Here is a 17,541-nt window from a genome sequence, read left to right as displayed (position 1 = left end):
GGCCCGGAGGCCCGCATGCCCGCTCCCCTCATGAACCGCCGGATGCTCCTGCGCGCGACCGGCGCGACCGCCGTCGCGACCGCGGCCGGCGCCGCCGCCGGTTCCCTCACCGGCGGTGGCCCGGCCGGCGCCGCCCTGGCCCCGGCCCGCCCGGACATCGGTGTCTCCGCCTACGCCTTCGACCCCGGCCAGGTCCGGCTGACCGCGAGCCGTTGGCTGGACAACCAGAACCGCACGCTGGCCTACCTGCGGTTCGTCGACGTCAACCGGCTGCTCTACAACTTCCGCGCCAATCACCGGCTCTCCACCGCCGGGGCCGCGGCCAACGGCGGCTGGGACGCGCCGACGTTCCCGTTCCGCACCCACATGCAGGGCCACTTCCTGACCGCCTGGGCGCAGGCCTGGGCGGTGACCGGCGACACCACCTGCCGGGACAAGGCGGTCACCATGGTCGCCGAGCTGGCGAAGTGCCAGGCCAACAACGGCGCGGCCGGCTTCAGCACCGGCTACCTGTCCGGTTTCCCGGAGTCCGACTTCACCGCGCTGGAGGCCCGGACGCTGAGCAACGGCAACGTGCCCTACTACTGCGTGCACAAGACGCTCGCCGGCCTGCTCGACGTGTGGCGTCTGATCGGCAGCACGCAGGCCCGCGACGTGCTGCTGGCGCTCGCCGGCTGGGTCGACTGGCGCACCGGCCGGCTCACCTCGGCCCAGATGCAGGCCATGCTCGGCACCGAGTTCGGCGGCATGAACGCGGTACTCACCGACCTCTACCAGCAGACCGGGGACGCCCGGTGGCTGACCGCGGCGCAGCGCTTCGACCACGCCGCCGTGTTCAACCCGCTCGCGTCCAACTCCGACCAGCTCAACGGGCTGCACGCGAACACCCAGGTGCCCAAGTGGATCGGGGCGGCCCGGGAGTACAAGGCCACCGGCACCACCCGCTACCGCGACATCGCCACCAACGCCTGGAGCATCACGGTCGGCGCGCACACGTACGCCATCGGCGGCAACAGCCAGGCCGAGCACTTCCGCGCGCCCAACGCCATCGCCGGCTACCTGCGTAACGACACCTGCGAGGCGTGCAACACCTACAACATGCTCAAGCTGACCCGGGAGCTGTGGCAGCTCGACCCGGACCGGGTCGGGTACGTCGACTTCTACGAGCGGGCGCTGCTCAACCACATGATCGGCCAGCAGAACCCGGCCGACAGCCACGGCCACGTCACGTACTTCACCCCGCTGAACCCGGGCGGCCGGCGCGGAGTCGGCCCGGCCTGGGGCGGCGGCACGTGGAGCACCGACTACAACTCCTTCTGGTGCTGCCAGGGCACCGGGCTGGAGACCAACACCAACCTGGCCGACGGCATCTACTACCACAACGGCACCACGCTGACCGTCAACCTCTTCCTGCCCTCGGTGCTCACCTGGAGCCAGCGCGGCATCACGGTCACCCAGAGCACCTCGTACCCGGTCTCCGACACCACGACGCTCACCGTCACCGGCTCGGTGAGCGGGTCGTGGACGATGCGGATCCGGATCCCGGCGTGGACCACCGGGGCGACGGTCAGCGTCAACGGCACGGCCCAGGGCATCGCCACCACACCGGGCAGCTACGCCGTCCTGACCCGCGACTGGACCGCCGGCGACGTGGTCACCGTCCGGCTGCCGATGCGGGTGACCACGGTCGCCGCCAACGACGACGCGGCGGTCCAGGCGGTCCGGTACGGGCCGGTGGTGCTCTCCGGCAACTACGGCAACACCACGTTGAGCGCGCTGCCGACGCTGGACACCGGCTCGGTCACGCGGACCGGCAGCGGGTCCCTGGCGTTCACCGCCACGGCGAACGGCGCGACCGTCAACCTCGGCCCCTTCTACGACGCGCACGGGTTCAACTACACGGTCTACTGGCGTGCCGGCACGAGCGGCGGCGGTGGTGGCGAGGCGAGCTTCCGGCTGGCCAACGCCGCGAGCGGCCTGGTGCTCGGCATCCAGAACATGTCCACCGCCGACGGCGGGCTGGCCCTCCAGTGGGGCGACACCGGCACCGCCGACCACGACTGGCAGCTCGTGGTCGACGGGTCGGCGCTGAGACTGCGCAACGTCAACAGCGGCAAGGTGCTCGGTGTGGAGAACATGTCCACCACCGACAACGCGCGGATCCTGCAGTGGGCCGACAACGGCACCGCGGACCACCTCTGGACCGTGGTCGACGTCGGCGACGGCACCCACAAGCTGCGCAACGTCAACAGCGGCAAGCTGCTCGGCATCTCCGGCGGCTCGACCGCGCAGGGCGCGACGGCGGTGCAGGACCCGGACAACGGCAGCGCGGACAACCAGTGGCGGTTCCTGCCCAACGGCGCCCGCCGGCTGCAGAACCTCGGCAGCGGGCTCGTGCTCGGCGTGCAGGACATGTCCACCGCCGACGGCGGGCCGGTCGTCCAGTGGGGCGACTCCGGCACCGCCGACCACCTCTGGACCGCGCTGGTGGACACCGGCGGCTACCTGCGGCTGCGCAACTCGAACAGCGGCAAGGTGCTCGGCGTCGAGGGCGGCTCCACCGCCGCCGGCGCGCGGATCGTCCAGTGGGCCGACAACGGCGCCGCCGACCACCGCTGGCGGCTGCGTCACGGCGGGAACGGCTACTTCCGGATCCAGTGCGCGAACGGGGGCCGGGTGCTCGGCCTCAGCGGCGGCTCCGCCAGCCAGGGAGCACAGGCCGTGCTCGGCGACGACACCGGCGCCGCGCACCAGCGCTGGCGCTTCGTCTGAGATTCGGGATACGCGTCGCGGCGCGCGTACTCCCGTGGTGACGCCGTCGCCGCCGGGCCGGGCGACCCGGCGGCGACGGCTCCGCCCCGCCGCGCGAGCCCGCTGACCGGACGGGCCCGGCGGACGCCCGGTCGGCAGCCGCCGGCGCCCCTGCCGACCCCGCAGGCTCGGTGCGCAACCTCGGTGGCCCCTGTCGAGGACATGGCCGTCCGACGCGATGCGGGGCCGGGGTAGGCCGAGAACCGCTCAGCGCGGCGGTGGCGGGCCGACGCTGCGGCGCGGGACCAGCGTCGGCGCGATGGTCTGCCGCAGCGGCCCGGCGCTGGCGGTCTCGATCTGCGTCAGCAGCAGATCGAGGCTGGCCCGGGCCACCGCCCCGAAGTCGGGCCGCACGGTGGTCAGCGGCGGGATGAAGTAGGCCGCCTCGGGCACGTCGTCGAAGCCGACCACGCTGATGTCGTCCGGCACCCGTCGGCCGTGCTCGTGCAGCGCGCGCAGCACGCCGAGCGCCAGGTGGTCGTTGGCGGTGAAGACCGCGGTGACCTCCGGCATCCGGGCCAGCATCTGCCCGCACCGGTAGCCCGCCGCGGCGGACCAGTCCGCCGGGACCAGCGGCGGCACCTCGGCGCCGGCGAGCCGCAGCGCCTCGCGCCAACCCTCGATCCGGCCGGCGCTGTCGAACCAGTCCGACGGGCCGGACACGTGCCAGACCGTGCGGTGCCCGGCGTCGAGCAGGTGCTGGGTGGCGGCCCGGGCGCCGGCCACCTGGTCGACAGTGACCAGCGGGATCGGCCGGCGCGGATCGCCGTCGACGGTCACCAGCGGCACGTCGTGGGGCAGCCGTTCCAGGGCTTCGCCGGCCGACTCGACCGGCGCGATCACCACGATGCCGGCCACCCGGTGCGCGAGGTGACGCTCCACCGCGGCCGAGATGGAGCGGTGGTCGAGGTCGCTGACGCTGCCGACGCTGACCGCGAAACCGGCCTCGGCGGCGGTCTGTTCCAGCGCGGCCAGCAGGGAGGCCGGGCCGTAGAGCGTGGTGTTCTGCGCGACCACGCCGATCACCTGGGACCGGCCGGTGACCAGCGCACGGGCCGCGCGGTTGGGCCGGTAGCCGAGTTCGGTGATGGCCGCCTGGACCCGCAGTCGGGTCTGCTCACGCACGTTGGGATGCCCGTTGAGAACCCGGGAGACCGTCTGGTGCGAGACGCCGGCGAGGCGTGCCACGTCCGTCATCGCAGGACCGCGCACGGCCACCTCACTTTCGCCATTGCCCGCGTGGCCGAACCGGGTCGACGTCGACCGGGCCGGCCCGGGGTGGCGACAGTCTACGCCAGTTGTCCCGCCGGTCACGGCGCGACCGATCCACCGTTCGCGCCATCCTGTTGGATTGTCGGGGAATTGACGCCGGGCCCATTCCCCATTCGCGGTGACCGACGGGAAGTGGCAGCTCCGACCCGGTCCACGGCCCCGGGGTGGGGCATTTCCGGCCGGTGCCGGAACCCCACCCCGGGCCATTTCCCGCCGCCTCAGGCGCGGGAAATGGTGACCCGCGTCACGGCGTCGTCAGAGCGAACTGGCGCACCGTCACCGCACCGCCCAGCGATTGGGTGGCGTAGTTGAAGAAGCCGAACCGGTATCCCATGAAGAACTGCCACGCGTTGTTGAGCGTGAGCGCGTTGCCCAGGGGGACGAACGTGACGCCGTCGGTGCTGTAGGAGAACTTCGCCTGCCGCCCCGAGCCGGGTCGGATGTCGGCGTTGGCCCGCAACCAGATCCGCCCGCCGGAAACCGGGGCGCTGGCGATCTCGGTCCCGGTGCTGGTGGTGTTCCAGTCGCTGCCCATGGTCAGACCGTTGGTCATGACCACCCGGGTGGCGCCGTTGTCGCGCCGGACGCCGATCCAGGCCGAACTGTCGCGCAGCATCGCCAGCCCGGCCCGGTCACCGTCACGCATGGCCGAGTAGTCCAGCTCGATGGTCCCGGTGGAGGTCGGACCCTGGATCCGGTGGGTCAGGGTGTTACGGGCCCGGTAGAGGTCGTTGGTCACGGTGGCGGTCTGCAGGCGCAGGCCGTTGTTCACCGACCACCGGCTGTTGTCCGGGTTGTGGTTCCACTCGTACTGCACGCCGAGCGTGGTGCCGGCGAACGTGTCCGTGCCGGTGAGCGGCTTCACCGGGTGCAGCGGCAGCGGGTTGGGGTAGCTCGCGCCCCAGGCCCCGTTGACGGTCTGCACCTGCGGCCAGCCGTCGGCGGTCCAGGTGATCGGCGCCAGCGTCGGCATCCGGCCGCCCGGGTACGCGTCGGTGAAGGCCATGTAGTACCAGGCGCCGGTCTGCGTCTGGACCAGCCCGCCCTGGTGCGGCACGCCGCCGCCGGAGATCGGGCCGGGCAGGTTGAGCAGCACCTGCCGCTGCTCGTACGGGCCGAACGGGCCGTTGGTGGACTTGAGCACGTACTGGCCGTTGGCCGGCCGGGTCAACCAGATGTAGTAGGCGCCGTTGCGCTTGTAGAAGCGGGCACCCTCCAGCGTGCCGATGTTCGACGGCGTCTGGTAGACCTGCTGGGCCCGCACCTGGCTGCGCCCGTCCGCGGAGAGCTGCGCCACGCTGATCGTGCCGTTGCCGTACGCGACGTACATGGTGTCGTTGTCGTCGATCAGCATGCCGGCGTCGTAGTAGCAGTTGGGGATCGTGGTGAGCTTGCTCCACGGGCTGTCGACGGCCGACGCGGTGTAGATGTGCGTCTGGGCGAAGTCGACGCACCCGGCCCAGTAGTAGGTCTTGTTGCTGGGCCGGTAGTTCAACGTCGAGGCCCAGATGCCGTCCACGTACGCCTGGCTGCCCGGGGGCAGGTCGTACTTGGTGCCGAAGTCCAGCCGGGGCACCGAGTGGCCGGCGAACTCCCAGTTCACCAGGTCCCAGGAGCGCAGCACCGGCGCGCCGGGCGAGTAGTGCATGGTCGAGGCGGACATGTAGTAGATGTCGCCGACGCGGATGATGTCGACGTCGGCGAAGTCCTGCCAGACCGCCGGGTTGGTGAACGTGCCGCTCGGCGGCGGGGTGGTCGGCGGCGGGGTGGTCGGGGTGCCGCCGCCGTCGACGCGGGCCAGCTGCCACTGCTGGTTGGCGCCGTTCCAGTCGTCGTACTGGACGATGTTGCCGCCGTCGGCGGTCGAGGCGTTCTGCACCTCCACCGCCTTGTTCGAGTTGCGGTTGATCAGCCGCACGTAGCCGCCGTCCGAGTCGGCCAGGCGGAACTGCTGGTTGGTGCCGTTGTGGTCGCTCCACTGCACCACGGCGGCGCCGTTGGCGGTGGACGAGCCGGTCACGTCGAGCACCTTGCCGGAGTGCCGGGACCGCAGCCGGTAGAAGCCGCCGCCGGAGTCGACGAACTGCCACTGCTGCCAGGCACCGTCGTTACGGGACCACTGGGTGATCCGGGCCCCGTCGGTGGTGGCCTGGTTGTAGAGGTCCAACGCCTTGCCGCTGTTGCGGTTCACCAGCACGTAGTACGCGTTGGTGTCCACGGTCGCCGCCGAGGCCGGCCCGGGGGCCGCCCCCACCAGCACGCCGCCAACCACCATCGCCGCCAACCCCGCCAGGAGCCGGGACAGCCGACCTGTCGCCTTCATGACCCTCCTTGTGATCGTTAACAGTCGTCCTGCCCGGTGGACGTCCGTAGCTCAATACATCGACTGTGAGCGATAACATGGAGTTCGTCAAGCCGTAACGGCGGAGACACGAACGGGTGGCGTGCCCGACGCGGACGTCGGGGCACGCCACCCGTCACGGTGGTCCGGCGGCGGTCAGAAGCCGCGGGCGAGCCGGTAGTACGCCTGGTTCCAGCGCAGCTCGTCGGCGAAGCGGTGCGCCTCGGTGTCGCCGTCGATGACCGCCAGCTCGGTACGCGTCATCGCGGCCAGGTCACGCAGCTCCTCCACGCCCACCGCCTGGGAGAGCACGGTGTGGTGCGGCGCGCCCGCGGTGATCCACGCCTCCGCCGAGCCGGACAGGTCCGGGCGGGGCCGCCAGACCGCGCGGGCCACCGGCAACCGGCGCAGCGGATGCGGCGGCGGCACCACGTCGACCACGTTGGCCACCAGTCGGAACCGCTCCCCCATGTCGGCCATGCCGAGCACGACGGCCGGGCCCGACGCCGCGTCGAAGACCAGCCGGACCGGGTCCTCCCGACCGCCGATGCCCAGCGGATGGATCTCCGCGGTCGGCACGTCGGCGGCGATGCTCGGGCACACCTCCAGCATGTGCGCGCCGAGGACCAGTTCGTGGCCGAACGTCAGGTCGTAGGTGTAGTCCTCCATGAAGGACGTGCCGCCCTCGACGCCCACGGCCATCGCCTTCAGCGTCCGCACCAGCACGGAGGTCTTCCAGTCCCCCTCGCCGCCGAACCCGTACCCGTCGGCCATCAGCCGCTGCACGGCGATGCCGGGGAGCTGGCGCAGGCCGCCCAGGTCCTCGAAGTTCGTGGTGAACGCGCGGAAACCGCCAGCGTCCAGGAACGTGCGCAGGCCCAACTCCTGGCGGGCGGCGTAGCGCAGCGAGTCGTGCCGGTCGCCACCGGGACGCAGTGCGGCGTCCACCCGGAAGGTGTCGTCGTACTCCTTGACCAGGTCGTCCACCTGCGCGTCGGCGACCTGGTCGACCACCTCGACCAGGTCGTTGACGCCGTAGGTGTTGACCGAGACGCCGAACCGCAGCTCCGCCTCGACCTTGTCCCCCTCGGTCACCGCGACGTCGCGCATGTTGTCGCCGAACCGGGCCAGCCGCAGCGTCCGCATCGACGACAGGCCGACCGCCGCGCGGGCCCAGGCCGCCACCCGGCCGACCACCCGCGGGTCGGTGACGTGGCCGGCGACCGTCTTGCGGGCCACCCCGAGCCGGGTCTGGATGTACCCGAACTCGCGGTCGCCGTGCGCGGCCTGGTTCAGGTTCATGAAGTCCATGTCGATGGTGTCCCACGGCAGCGCCACGTTCGCCTGGGTGTGCAGGTGCAGCAGCGGCGTCTGCAGCGCGTCCAGCCCGGCGATCCACATCTTCGCCGGCGAGAACGTGTGCATCCAGGCGATCACCCCGACCGCGCCCTGCACGGCCGCGTCCCGGCACACCGCCAGGATGTCCGCGCTGGAGGTCAGGACCGGCTTCCAGCACACCCGGACCGGGAGGTCCGGCGAGGCGTCCAACCGGGCGGCGATCTCCCGGGACTGGTCGGCGACCTGCCGGAGCGTGTCCTCGCCGTAGAGGCCCTGGCTGCCGGTGAGGAACCAGACCTCGGGCTGGGGGTGAGTTGCCATGTTGTTGCCTTCCGCGCTAGGAGCAGTCACTTGAACCGGATGCCGATGAGGCGCTGGAGGAGGATGAACGCGAAGAGCAGCCCGCCGATCACGATCTTCGTCCACCAGGAGTTGAGGCTGCCGTCGAACGTGATCAGCGTCTGGATGACGCCGAGCACCAGCACCCCGAGCACGGTGCCGAAGACGTAGCCGGACCCGCCGGTGAGGACGGTCCCGCCGATCACCACCGCGGCGATCACGTCCAGCTCCATGCCGACGGCGATCAGCGGCGCGCCGGACAGCGTGTAGAACGACAGCAGGATGCCGCCGATGGCGGAGCACAGCCCGCTGATGGTGTAGACGGCGATCCGGGTCCGCCCCACCGGCAGGCCCATCAGCAGCGCCGACTGCGCGTTGCCGCCGACCGCGTACACGTTGCGGCCGAACCGGGTGTACGCCAGCACGTACGCGGCCACCAGGACCACCGCGAACGCGATCAGCACGCTGATCGACACGAAGTTTCCGGCCGGGTTGCCGATCCGCTCCTGGGACACGGCGGTCCAGAAGCCATCGGTGATGGAGATCGAGGCGCCGCTGATGAACGTGCACATGCCCCGGGCGAAGAACATTCCGGCGAGTGTGACGATGAACGGCTGGATGTCGAAGAAGTGGATCGCGCAGCCCATCAGGAACCCCAGGATCGGGCCGATGAGCAACGCGATCACGAGCACCAGGGCCGCCGGCATCCCGTCGCGCAGCAGCGCGGCCGACACCATCGCGGTCATCGCGACCACCGCGCCGACGGACAGGTCGATCCCGCCGGTGAGGATCACGAACGTCATGCCGACCGCGACCACCAGGACGAAGCCGTTGTCGATGAAGACGTTGAAGACGACCTGGACGTTGGAGAAGGCGCGGTACTGGGACACGCCGATGCCGTACATCACCAGCAGTAGCGTGAGCGTGGCCAGGACGGGGACGTGCCGGCGGGACAGGCTGGGCCGCCAGGACCGGCCGGTGGTCAACGACGTGCTGGTCATGCCGGCACCTGCTCCTTCTCCCGCTGCGGCGCCGCCGGACCGGGCTCGACGCCGCGTCGGCGGCGACGGAACCGGGCCCGGAACGCCGGGGCCTGCACGAGGCAGACGGCGATGACGACGACGGCCTTGAACAGCAGCGACGTCTGCGGCGAGATGTTCATGGCGTACACGGTGGTGGTCAGGGTCTGGATGATCAACGCGCCGAGGACGGTGCCGCTCAGCGAGAACCGGCCGCCGGCCAGCGAGGTGCCGCCGATCACCACCGCGAGGATCGCGTCCAGCTCGATCCAGAGCCCGGCGGCGTTGCCGTCGGCGCTGGACACGTTCGCGGTGACCATGAAGCCGGCGAGCGCGGCACAGGCGGCGCTGACCACGTAGACGAGGAAGACGATGCGCCGGGACCGGATGCCGGCCAGCCGGCTGGCCTCGGCGTTGCCGCCGACCGCCTCGACGATCAGCCCGAGCGCGGTGCGCCTGGTGAACGCGGCCACGAGCAGCGCCGCGGCGAGCGCGATCAGGATGGCCACCGGCAGCGTCAGGAAGTGCCCGAGCCCGATGGCCCGGTACGGACCGGAGTTGATCGTGATGATCTGGCCCTCGGTGACGAGCTGGGCGATCCCCCGGCCGGCCACCATGAGGATCAGCGTGGCGATGATGGGCTGGATGCCGATCACGGCGACCAGCACCCCGTTCCACGCGCCGAGCACCAGCGCGACGCCGAACGCCAGGGCCAGCGCGGTGAGCACGGTGGACGGGCTGTTCGGGTCGGCGGCCTCGCTGATGTGCAGGCAGGCGATCGCGCCGCTGATGGCGCAGAGCGAGCCGACGGACAGGTCGATGCCGCCGGTGGCGATCACGAGCGTCATACCGAGCGCGACCAGGATCAGCGGCGCGCTCAACCGGAGGATGTCGATCGGCGTGCCGTACAGGTGGCCGCTCTTGACCTCCACGGCGAGGAAGCCGGGCCGGTAGACCGTGTTCGCGACGATCATGACCACGAGCACGAGGGCCGGCCAGAACAGGCGGTGCCCGGTCAGCGGGCGGAGGCGGTCGGTGAGGGTGTTCATCGGTTCACCTCCTCCCGGGGGGTTCCGCTGGCGATGGTGCGCATGACACGGTCCGCGTCGAGCGTGTCGTCGTTGGTGAGCTGGGCGACCATCTCGCGGTCCCGCATGACCGCGACCCGGTGGCTCAGGCGCAGCACCTCCTCCAGCTCGGCGGAGATGAACAGCACCGCCATGCCGCCGTCGGAGAGCTGCACCACCAGCTTCTGGATCTCGGCCTTGGCGCCGATGTCGATGCCACGGGTGGGTTCGTCGAGGATGAGCAGGCGCGGCTCGGTGATGAGCCAGCGTGCCAGCAGCACCTTCTGCTGGTTGCCGCCGGAGAGGTTGCGCACCGGCAGCTCCGGGTTCGCCGGGCGGATGCTGAGCGCCTCGACGTACTTCTGGACCAGCTCGTCCTGCCGGCGGCGCGGGATCGGGCGCAGCCAGCCGCGCGCGGCCTGCATCGCCAGGATCATGTTCTCCCGGACCGACAGCTCACCGACGATGCCCTCCGCGCGGCGGTTCTCCGAGCAGAAGCCGATGCCCTGGTCGATGGCCTGGATCGGGGTACGCAGCGGCGACCGGCCGCCGTCGACGACGATCTGACCATGGTCGGCGCGGTCGGCGCCGAAGATCAGCCGGGCCACCTCGGTGCGGCCGGAGCCGAGCAGGCCGGCCAGGCCGACCACCTCACCGGCGTGGATGCGCAGGCTGAACGGGGCGACCGCGCCACGGCGGCCCAGCTCCGTGGCGTCCACCAGCGGGGCCTTGCCGTCCGGCGCGACGGTGGCGCGCTTCTGCTGCTCGTCGAGGCGCTCCAGGACGTCCAGCTCCTGGCCGATCATCTTCTCCACCAGGCTGAACTGGGGCAGCTCCGCGGTGCGGTACTCCCCCACCAGGGTCCCGTTGCGCAGCACCGTGATGCGGTCGGCGATGCCGTAGACCTGGTCCAGGAAGTGGGTGACGAAGAGGATCGCGATCCCCTCGTCCCGGAGCTGGCGCATGATCCGGAAGAGCTGGGCCACCTCGCCGGCGTCCAGGCTGGAGGTCGGTTCGTCCAGGATGAGCACCCGGGCCTGCACGTCGATCGCCCGGGCGATGGCGACCATCTGCTGCACGGCGAGCGAGTACGTCCCGAGCGGCGCGGCGACGTCGAGGTCGAGGTCGAGCCGGGCCAGGAGCGCCCGGGCCCGGCGACGCATCTCGCCCCAGCGCACGGCGCCCAGCCGGCGGGGTTCCCGGCCGATGGAGATGTTCTCCGCCACCGACAGGTTCGTGCAGAGGTTGACCTCCTGGTAGACGGTGCTGACGCCGGCCGCGGCGGCCTGCATCGGACCGGAGAAGGACACCTGCTCACCGGCGAGCGTGACGGTGCCGGCGTCGGTGCCGTAGACGCCGGTCAACACCTTGATCAGGGTCGACTTGCCGGCGCCGTTCTCGCCCATGAGGGCGTGGACCTCGCCCGGGAACAGCCGGAAGTCGACGTCGTGGAGCGCGCGGACCCCGGGGAAGGTCTTGCTGATTCCGGTCATGGTCAGGACCGGACGGTCACCCGTCATGCCATCGGACCTCTTCTGGAAACGGTGGTGGCACGGGGGCCGCCGTCGGTGCGACGGCGACCCCCGATGTGGGGCTCAGTACTTGCGGTTGGGCAGCGCTTCCTTCGCCGTCTCCTGGGTGAAGGTGGTCTCCTCGGTCTCGATCCGGGGCGGCACCTCCTCGCCGGCCTTGACCTTCTTGGCCAGGTCCATCAGCTGCGGGCCGAGCAGCGGGCTGCACTCGGCGATGAAGTTGAACTTGCCGTCCGCGAGCGCCTGCATGCCGTCCTTCACCGCGTCCACGGTGATGATGGTGATGTCCTTGCCGGGCACCTTGCCGGCCGCGGTGATCGCCTCGAGCGCGCCCAGGCCCATGTCGTCGTTGTGCGCGAAGAGCACGTCGATCTTCGGGTTGGCCTTGAGGAACTGCTCCATGACCTGCTTGCCGCCGGCACGGGTGAAGTCACCGGACTGCGACGCGACGATCTTCAGGTTGGGGTTGGCCGCGATGGCCTCGCCGAAGCCCTTCTTCCGGTCGTTCGCCGGGGCCGAGCCCGTCGTGCCCTGCAGCTCGACGATGTTGACCGGACCGGTGGCCGCCTTCTTCTGCTCCACCAGCCACTCACCGGCGAGCCGGCCCTCCTTGACGAAGTCCGAGCCGAGGAACGTCTTGTAGAGCGACTTGTCGGCCGAGTCGACCGCGCGGTCGGTCAGGATCACCGGGATCTTCGCGTCCTTGGCCTCCTTGAGCACGGTGTCCCAGCCGGACTCGACCACCGGCGAGAAGGCGATCACGTCGACCTTCTGCTGGATGAAGTTCCGGATCGCCTTGATCTGGTTCTCCTGCTTCTGCTGCGCGTCGTCGAACTTCAGCTCGACGCCGGCCTGGCCCGCCGCTTCCTTGATCGAGGTGGTGTTGGCGGTCCGCCAGCCGCTCTCCGCGCCGACCTGGGAGAAGCCCAGGACGAGCTTGTCGCTGCCGCCGCCGCTGCCGGAGTCGCCGGTGTCGCTGTTGCCACAGGCGACCATGCTGCCGGCGAGCAGCACGCCGGCCAGCGCGGCGATGACCGTGCGTGCCGTGCTCCTGGTTCTCATCGGTTCTCCTCGGGGGTGGGGTGATCCGGGCGCGTGACCGGCAGGGCCGGGCGACCGGTTGTGGTGGTGGGGATGAGGTGGTTGCTGGTCCGGGGTCACCCGACGGGCGGGCGCTGGCCGTACACGTTCTGGTAGCGGTCGTGGAGCGAGTCGATGTCGGCCGGCGCGATCGGCAGCGGCGGCCCGAGCGCGCGGGCCAGGTGGGCGGTGCGGGCGACGTCCTCGCACATCACCGCCGCCTTGACCGCCGCGCGCGCGTCCTTGCCGATGGTGAACACGCCGTGGTTGCGCATGAGCACCGCGGGTGAGCGGTGCCCGGACAGCGTGCTGACGATGCCCTTGCCGATGTCGTCGCCGCCGATCAGGGCGAACGGCCCGACCGGGATCTCGCCGCCGAACTCGTCGGCCTGCGCGGTGAGCCAGCACGGGATCGACTCGCCCCGGGCCGCCCAGGCGGTCGCGTAGCCGCTGTGCGTGTGCACGACGCCGCCGACCTCGGGCATCGCGCGGTAGACGTAGGCGTGCGCGGCGGTGTCGCTCGACGGCGAGCCGCCGCCGTCGACCACGACCCCGTTGAGGTCGCAAACCACCATGGTGTCGGCGGTCAGGTCGTCGTAGTCCACCCCGCTCGGCTTGATGACCATCAGGTCCTGCCCGGGTACGCGGGCCGAGACGTTGCCGGCGGTCCAGGCGACCAGGTGGTAGCGGGTCAGCTCGCGGTGCAGGCGCGCGACGGTCTCGCGCAGCGCGGCGATCTCGGGGTTCATCCCACCACCTCCAGGGCCGGGTCGTGCTGCGCTGCGGCGGCCTCGACCGCCGCGTTCCGGATCGCCCGCAGGCGGAGCATGACGTCGTTCGCGCCCCGACCGAAGTGGTCGTGCAACGCGCGGTACTCGGCGTAGAGCGCGTCGTACGCCCGCACGTTCTCCGGGATGGGCCGGTAGACGGCCTCGTCCACCCGCCCCATGGCCGCCGACGCCTCGTGGATCGTCGGGTAGGCCCCGCCGGCGACCGCCGCGTGGATGGCCGACCCGAGCGCCGGCCCCTGGGCGGAGCCGATGATGCCCAGCGGCCGGTTGGTGACGTCGGCGTAGATCTGCATCAGCAGGCGGTTCGAGGTGAGCCCGCCGGCCACCACCAGGTCGTCCACCGGCACGCCCGCCTCGGCGAACGCCTCCACGATCATGCGGGTGCCGTACGCGGTGGCCTCCAGCAGCGCGCGGTAGACGTCCGGCGGCCGGGTGGCCAGCGTCAGCCCGACGACCAGGCCGCTGAGGTCGTGGTTGACCAGCAGCGAGCGGTTGCCGTTCCACCAGTCCAGCGCCACCAGGCCGTGCGCGCCGACCGGCTGGGCGGCGGCCAGCTCGGTGAGCCGCTCGTGCGAGTCGAGACCGGCCGGGGCGGCGTGCCGCACGAACCAGCCGAAGATGTCCCCCACGCCGCTCTGCCCGGCCTCGTAGCCCCAGGCGCCCGGGCTGATGCCGCCGTCGACCACGCCGCACATGCCGGGAACCTCGGCGGGGTGGGTGCCGTTGAGCACGTGGCAGGTGGAGGTGCCCATGATCGCCACCAGCCGGCCCGGGCGCAGCGCCTGCGCGGACGCGGCGGTGACGTGCGCGTCGACGTTGCCGACCGCGACCGCGATGCCCGCCGGCAGCCCGGTCCAGGCCGCGGCGCGGGCGCCGAGCACGCCGGCCCGGTCGCCCAACGGCAGCAGCGGGCCGTCCAGCTTGGTCACGAAGTCGGTGAAGCCGGGGTCGAGCGCGGCGAGGTACTCCGGCGAGGGGTAGCGGCCGTCCTGCCGGATCCCCTTGTAGCCGGCGGTGCAGGCGTTGCGCGTCTCCACGCCGCACAGCTCCCAGACGATCCAGTCGGCCGCCTCGATGAGACGCTCGGCCCGCCGGTAGACCTCGGGGTCCTCGGTCAGGATCTGCAATCCCTTGGCGAACTGCCACTCGGCGGAGATCTTGCCGCCGTAGCGGCCGATCCACGGCTCGCCGCGCTCGTGCGCCAGCGCGTTGATGCGGTCGGCCTGCGGCTGCGCGGCGTGGTGCTTCCACAGCTTGACCCAGGCGTGCGGCCGGTGGCGCAGCTCCGGGACCTCGCACAGCGGGGTGCCGTCGGCGAGCGTCGGCAGCACGGTGCAGGCGGTGAAGTCGGTGCCGATCCCGATCACGCGGGCCGGGTCCACCCCGGCGGCGGCCAGCGCGGCCGGCACCGCCTCGCGCAGCACGTCGCGGTAGTCCTCCGGGTCCTGCAGGGCCCAGTCCGGGGGCAGCGCCGGGCCCCCGTCGGGCAGGGCCGCCTCGATCACCCCGTGCCGGTACTCGTGCACCGCCGTGCCGAGTTCGGCGCCGTCCCGGACCCGCACCACGAGCGCCCGCCCGGACAGCGTGCCGAAATCGACCCCGACCACGTACCGGTCGGTCGCCTCCACGTCGCTCATCTACACCTCCGCCGCGTCACGGAGTTAGTGTTAGCGCTCACATATACATCCGTCAAGACACCCGAACGCAACGGCTACGTAACGGGAACGGTCGCCACGCGGCACCCGCCGTGGACGGCGCGGGGACCGGCCCGCCCGCCCCTCCCGTGAGACCCACCGGAGGCGCGGACGGTCGGCGACACGGCGCTCGTCCATCGTCGTGTTAACGAAAACAATCGATGCCTCACGTCGCCGCTCGTCGATCATCCGGGCCCACCCCGGCACCGCGTCCGAGCCGCCCGTCCCACAGGCCGGCAAAGGCGCTCTCAACGGCGCTTTTCCCCGCCGGCCGAGCGCCGATCGGCGCGGCCTACGGCCGGCGCACGGCGAGTCCTGCTATTTACACAGTTTGATGTCAGCGATAACATCCGCGACATCAATGCACCGGCGTGCCATCCCCGGGCGGACGCAACTGGCACGCAGCGAGACGGCAGCCGGCGGCGTTCCCGGCCACCGCCGGACCCACCACCGAGGAGCAGTTGCCAGCGGTCCACCGTCCCTCGACGCCCCGGGCTTCCCGGCACTCACCGACGACCCGTGGCACGGACCGCGTCAGGCCGCCGCTCCCGCCGGGACGCCGCCTCGTCGGCGCCCGGTCAACCGAGGAGGACCTGTGCGCAGAAGGACACGATGGATGCTGGCCGCCCTGGGGGTGGCGGCGGTGGCGCTCGCGGCCACCGTCACCGACGGGGTCGTCGCCCCGTACCCGGCGCGGGCGCTGGAGAACGGCGCGGCGCGGACGCCGCCGATGGGCTGGAACAGTTGGAACACGTTCGGCTGCAACATCAACGAGACGTTGATCCGGCAGATGGCGGACGCGATGGTCAGTTCCGGGATGCGGGACGCCGGCTACCAGTACGTCGTGGTCGACGACTGCTGGATGAACCCGAACCGGGACTCGGCGGGAAACCTCCAGGGCGATCCGAGCCGGTTCCCGTCGGGGATGAAGGCCCTGGGTGACTACATCCACGCCCGGGGGTTGAAGTTCGGCATCTACCAGGGTCCGTTGACGAAGACGTGTGCGCAGTACTTCAACAGCTATCCGGGGTCGACGGGCGCGCAGGGGCACGAGGCGCAGGACGCGCGTCAGTTCGCGGCGTGGGGGGTGGACTACCTGAAGTACGACTGGTGTTCGCCGAGCGGGACGATCGACGATCAGGTGCGGGTGTTCAACCTGATGCGCGACGCGCTGGCGGCGACGGGTCGGCCGATCGTCTACAGCATCAACTCCAACAGCGTCCACTCCAAGACCGGTCCGCAGCGCGACTGGGGTGACGTGGCGAACATGTGGCGGACCACGGAGGACATCACCAACACGTGGAACTCCGGGCAGACCAACGGCTACCCGATGGGCATCCAGAACATCGTCGACGTGACGGTGCCCCTGGCCGGGCGGGCGAAGCCGGGGGCGTTCAACGACATGGACATGTTGGAGGTCGGCCGCGGTGGGATGACCGACACCGAGATGCGCAGTCACTTCGCGTTGTGGGCGGTGATGGCGTCGCCGTTGATCGCCGGTAACGACCTGCGGACCATGACCGCGGCCACGAAGACGATCCTGACCAACGCCAACCTGATCGGCATCAGCCAGGACCCCCTCGCCCTGCAGGCGGGTCAGGTGTCGTTCGACGGCACGCGTCGGGTGCTGGCCAAGCGGTTGGCCAACGGCGACGTCGCGGTCGCGCTGTTCAACCAGGGCGGCACCACCACGACGGTCTCCACCACCGCGGCGGCCGTGGGCAAGAGCGGCAGCTCGTTCACGCTGCGCGACGCGTGGACCGACGCCACCTCCAGCACCACCGGCGCGATCTCCGCCAGCGTGCCCGCGCACGGCACCGTGGTCTACCGGGTCAGCGGCGGCGGCACCACCACCCCGCCGCCCACACCGACCACGTTCCGGCTGCGCAGCGAGTCGGCCGGCCGGTGCCTCGACGTCGACAACGGCGGCACCGCCAACGGCACCGGCACGCTGATCTGGGACTGCCACAGCAACCCCAACCAGCAGTTCACCCAGAACGGGCAGACGCTGCAGGTGCTGGGCAAGTGCCTCGACGTGCCGACCAGCGCGACCACCGGCACGCGGGTGCAGATCTGGGACTGCAACGGCGGCACCAACCAGCAGTGGACCTTCAACGGCACCGGCACGGTGAGCAACGTGCGCTTCCCGTCGCTGTGCCTGGACGTCGACGGCGGCGGCACCGCCAACGGCACCCGGGTGATCCTCTGGACCTGCCACGGCAACACCAACCAGCGGTGGACCCGGGCGTGAGCGACC

At 71.3% G+C, this 17,541-nt stretch carries 11 protein-coding genes; 2 read left to right on the top strand and 9 right to left on the bottom strand.

Features of this window, described 5'->3' with window-relative positions; translation table 11 throughout:
• The first annotated feature begins 15 nt into the window (after positions 1-15).
• Complete coding sequence (locus ACH495_RS11685) at positions 16-2,772, top strand: beta-L-arabinofuranosidase domain-containing protein (protein ID WP_396857668.1); 2,757 nt, start codon at positions 16-18, stop codon at positions 2,770-2,772.
• 246 nt (positions 2,773-3,018) lie between these two features.
• Here the strand turns inward: ACH495_RS11685 and ACH495_RS11680 are convergent, their stop codons facing one another.
• The 9 genes from ACH495_RS11680 to araB all read right to left on the bottom strand — a co-directional run bounded on the left by ACH495_RS11680 (position 3,019) and on the right by araB (position 15,227).
• Positions 3,019-4,008: a LacI family DNA-binding transcriptional regulator gene (locus ACH495_RS11680; RefSeq protein WP_396857667.1), complete on the bottom strand. Its 990-nt coding sequence runs from the start codon at positions 4,006-4,008 to the stop codon at positions 3,019-3,021.
• Positions 4,009-4,327: 319 nt separating this feature from the next.
• Positions 4,328-6,406, bottom strand: a complete 2,079-nt coding sequence (locus tag ACH495_RS11675; protein WP_396857666.1) for an RICIN domain-containing protein — start codon at positions 6,404-6,406, stop codon at positions 4,328-4,330.
• A 174-nt stretch (positions 6,407-6,580) separates the two neighbouring features.
• Positions 6,581-8,083, bottom strand: coding sequence for an L-arabinose isomerase (gene araA, locus ACH495_RS11670; protein ID WP_396857665.1), 1,503 nt, complete (start codon positions 8,081-8,083; stop codon positions 6,581-6,583).
• A gap of 26 nt (positions 8,084-8,109) precedes the next feature.
• Positions 8,110-9,102, bottom strand: coding sequence for a galactofuranose ABC transporter, permease protein YjfF (yjfF, locus tag ACH495_RS11665; protein ID WP_396857664.1), 993 nt, complete (start codon positions 9,100-9,102; stop codon positions 8,110-8,112).
• The gene (locus ACH495_RS11660) at positions 9,099-10,169 is read right to left on the bottom strand and encodes an ABC transporter permease (protein ID WP_396857663.1); all 1,071 of its coding nucleotides are present in this window, start codon (positions 10,167-10,169) and stop codon (positions 9,099-9,101) included. The genes yjfF and ACH495_RS11660 overlap by 4 nt, the downstream gene beginning before the upstream one ends.
• Positions 10,166-11,707: a sugar ABC transporter ATP-binding protein gene (locus tag ACH495_RS11655; RefSeq protein ID WP_396857662.1), complete on the bottom strand. Its 1,542-nt coding sequence runs from the start codon at positions 11,705-11,707 to the stop codon at positions 10,166-10,168. The genes ACH495_RS11660 and ACH495_RS11655 overlap by 4 nt, the downstream gene beginning before the upstream one ends.
• A 75-nt stretch (positions 11,708-11,782) precedes the next feature.
• On the bottom strand, positions 11,783-12,781 hold the full coding sequence (locus ACH495_RS11650; protein WP_396857661.1) for an ABC transporter substrate-binding protein: 999 nt from the start codon (positions 12,779-12,781) through the stop codon (positions 11,783-11,785).
• Positions 12,782-12,876: 95 nt separating this feature from the next.
• Complete coding sequence (locus tag ACH495_RS11645) at positions 12,877-13,548, bottom strand: L-ribulose-5-phosphate 4-epimerase (RefSeq protein WP_396857660.1); 672 nt, start codon at positions 13,546-13,548, stop codon at positions 12,877-12,879.
• A complete protein-coding gene (araB, locus tag ACH495_RS11640; protein ID WP_396857659.1) occupies positions 13,545-15,227 on the bottom strand; it encodes a ribulokinase in 1,683 nt (560 codons plus the stop codon). The genes ACH495_RS11645 and araB overlap by 4 nt, the downstream gene beginning before the upstream one ends.
• A gap of 673 nt (positions 15,228-15,900) precedes the next feature.
• On the opposite strand from araB, the gene ACH495_RS11635 reads away from it, so the two are divergent.
• On the top strand, positions 15,901-17,535 hold the full coding sequence (locus ACH495_RS11635; protein ID WP_396857658.1) for a glycoside hydrolase family 27 protein: 1,635 nt from the start codon (positions 15,901-15,903) through the stop codon (positions 17,533-17,535).
• Positions 17,536-17,541: the final 6 nt, after the last annotated feature.

The sequence above is a fragment of the Micromonospora sp. NPDC018662 genome (genome assembly GCF_044391475.1).
GTDB lineage: Bacteria > Actinomycetota > Actinomycetes > Mycobacteriales > Micromonosporaceae > Micromonospora.
This window is presented reverse-complemented; position numbering and strand designations above follow the sequence as displayed.

Coding starts and splice junctions, on each gene's coding strand:
- ACH495_RS11685 (WP_396857668.1), top strand. CDS start 16: ATGCCCGCTCCCCTCATGAACCGCCGGATGCTCCTGCGCGCGACCGGC.
- ACH495_RS11680 (WP_396857667.1), bottom strand. CDS start 4,008: ATGACGGACGTGGCACGCCTCGCCGGCGTCTCGCACCAGACGGTCTCC.
- ACH495_RS11675 (WP_396857666.1), bottom strand. CDS start 6,406: ATGAAGGCGACAGGTCGGCTGTCCCGGCTCCTGGCGGGGTTGGCGGCG.
- araA (WP_396857665.1), bottom strand. CDS start 8,083: ATGGCAACTCACCCCCAGCCCGAGGTCTGGTTCCTCACCGGCAGCCAG.
- yjfF (WP_396857664.1), bottom strand. CDS start 9,102: ATGACCAGCACGTCGTTGACCACCGGCCGGTCCTGGCGGCCCAGCCTG.
- ACH495_RS11660 (WP_396857663.1), bottom strand. CDS start 10,169: ATGAACACCCTCACCGACCGCCTCCGCCCGCTGACCGGGCACCGCCTG.
- ACH495_RS11655 (WP_396857662.1), bottom strand. CDS start 11,707: ATGACGGGTGACCGTCCGGTCCTGACCATGACCGGAATCAGCAAGACC.
- ACH495_RS11650 (WP_396857661.1), bottom strand. CDS start 12,781: ATGAGAACCAGGAGCACGGCACGCACGGTCATCGCCGCGCTGGCCGGC.
- ACH495_RS11645 (WP_396857660.1), bottom strand. CDS start 13,548: ATGAACCCCGAGATCGCCGCGCTGCGCGAGACCGTCGCGCGCCTGCAC.
- araB (WP_396857659.1), bottom strand. CDS start 15,227: ATGAGCGACGTGGAGGCGACCGACCGGTACGTGGTCGGGGTCGATTTC.
- ACH495_RS11635 (WP_396857658.1), top strand. CDS start 15,901: ATGCTGGCCGCCCTGGGGGTGGCGGCGGTGGCGCTCGCGGCCACCGTC.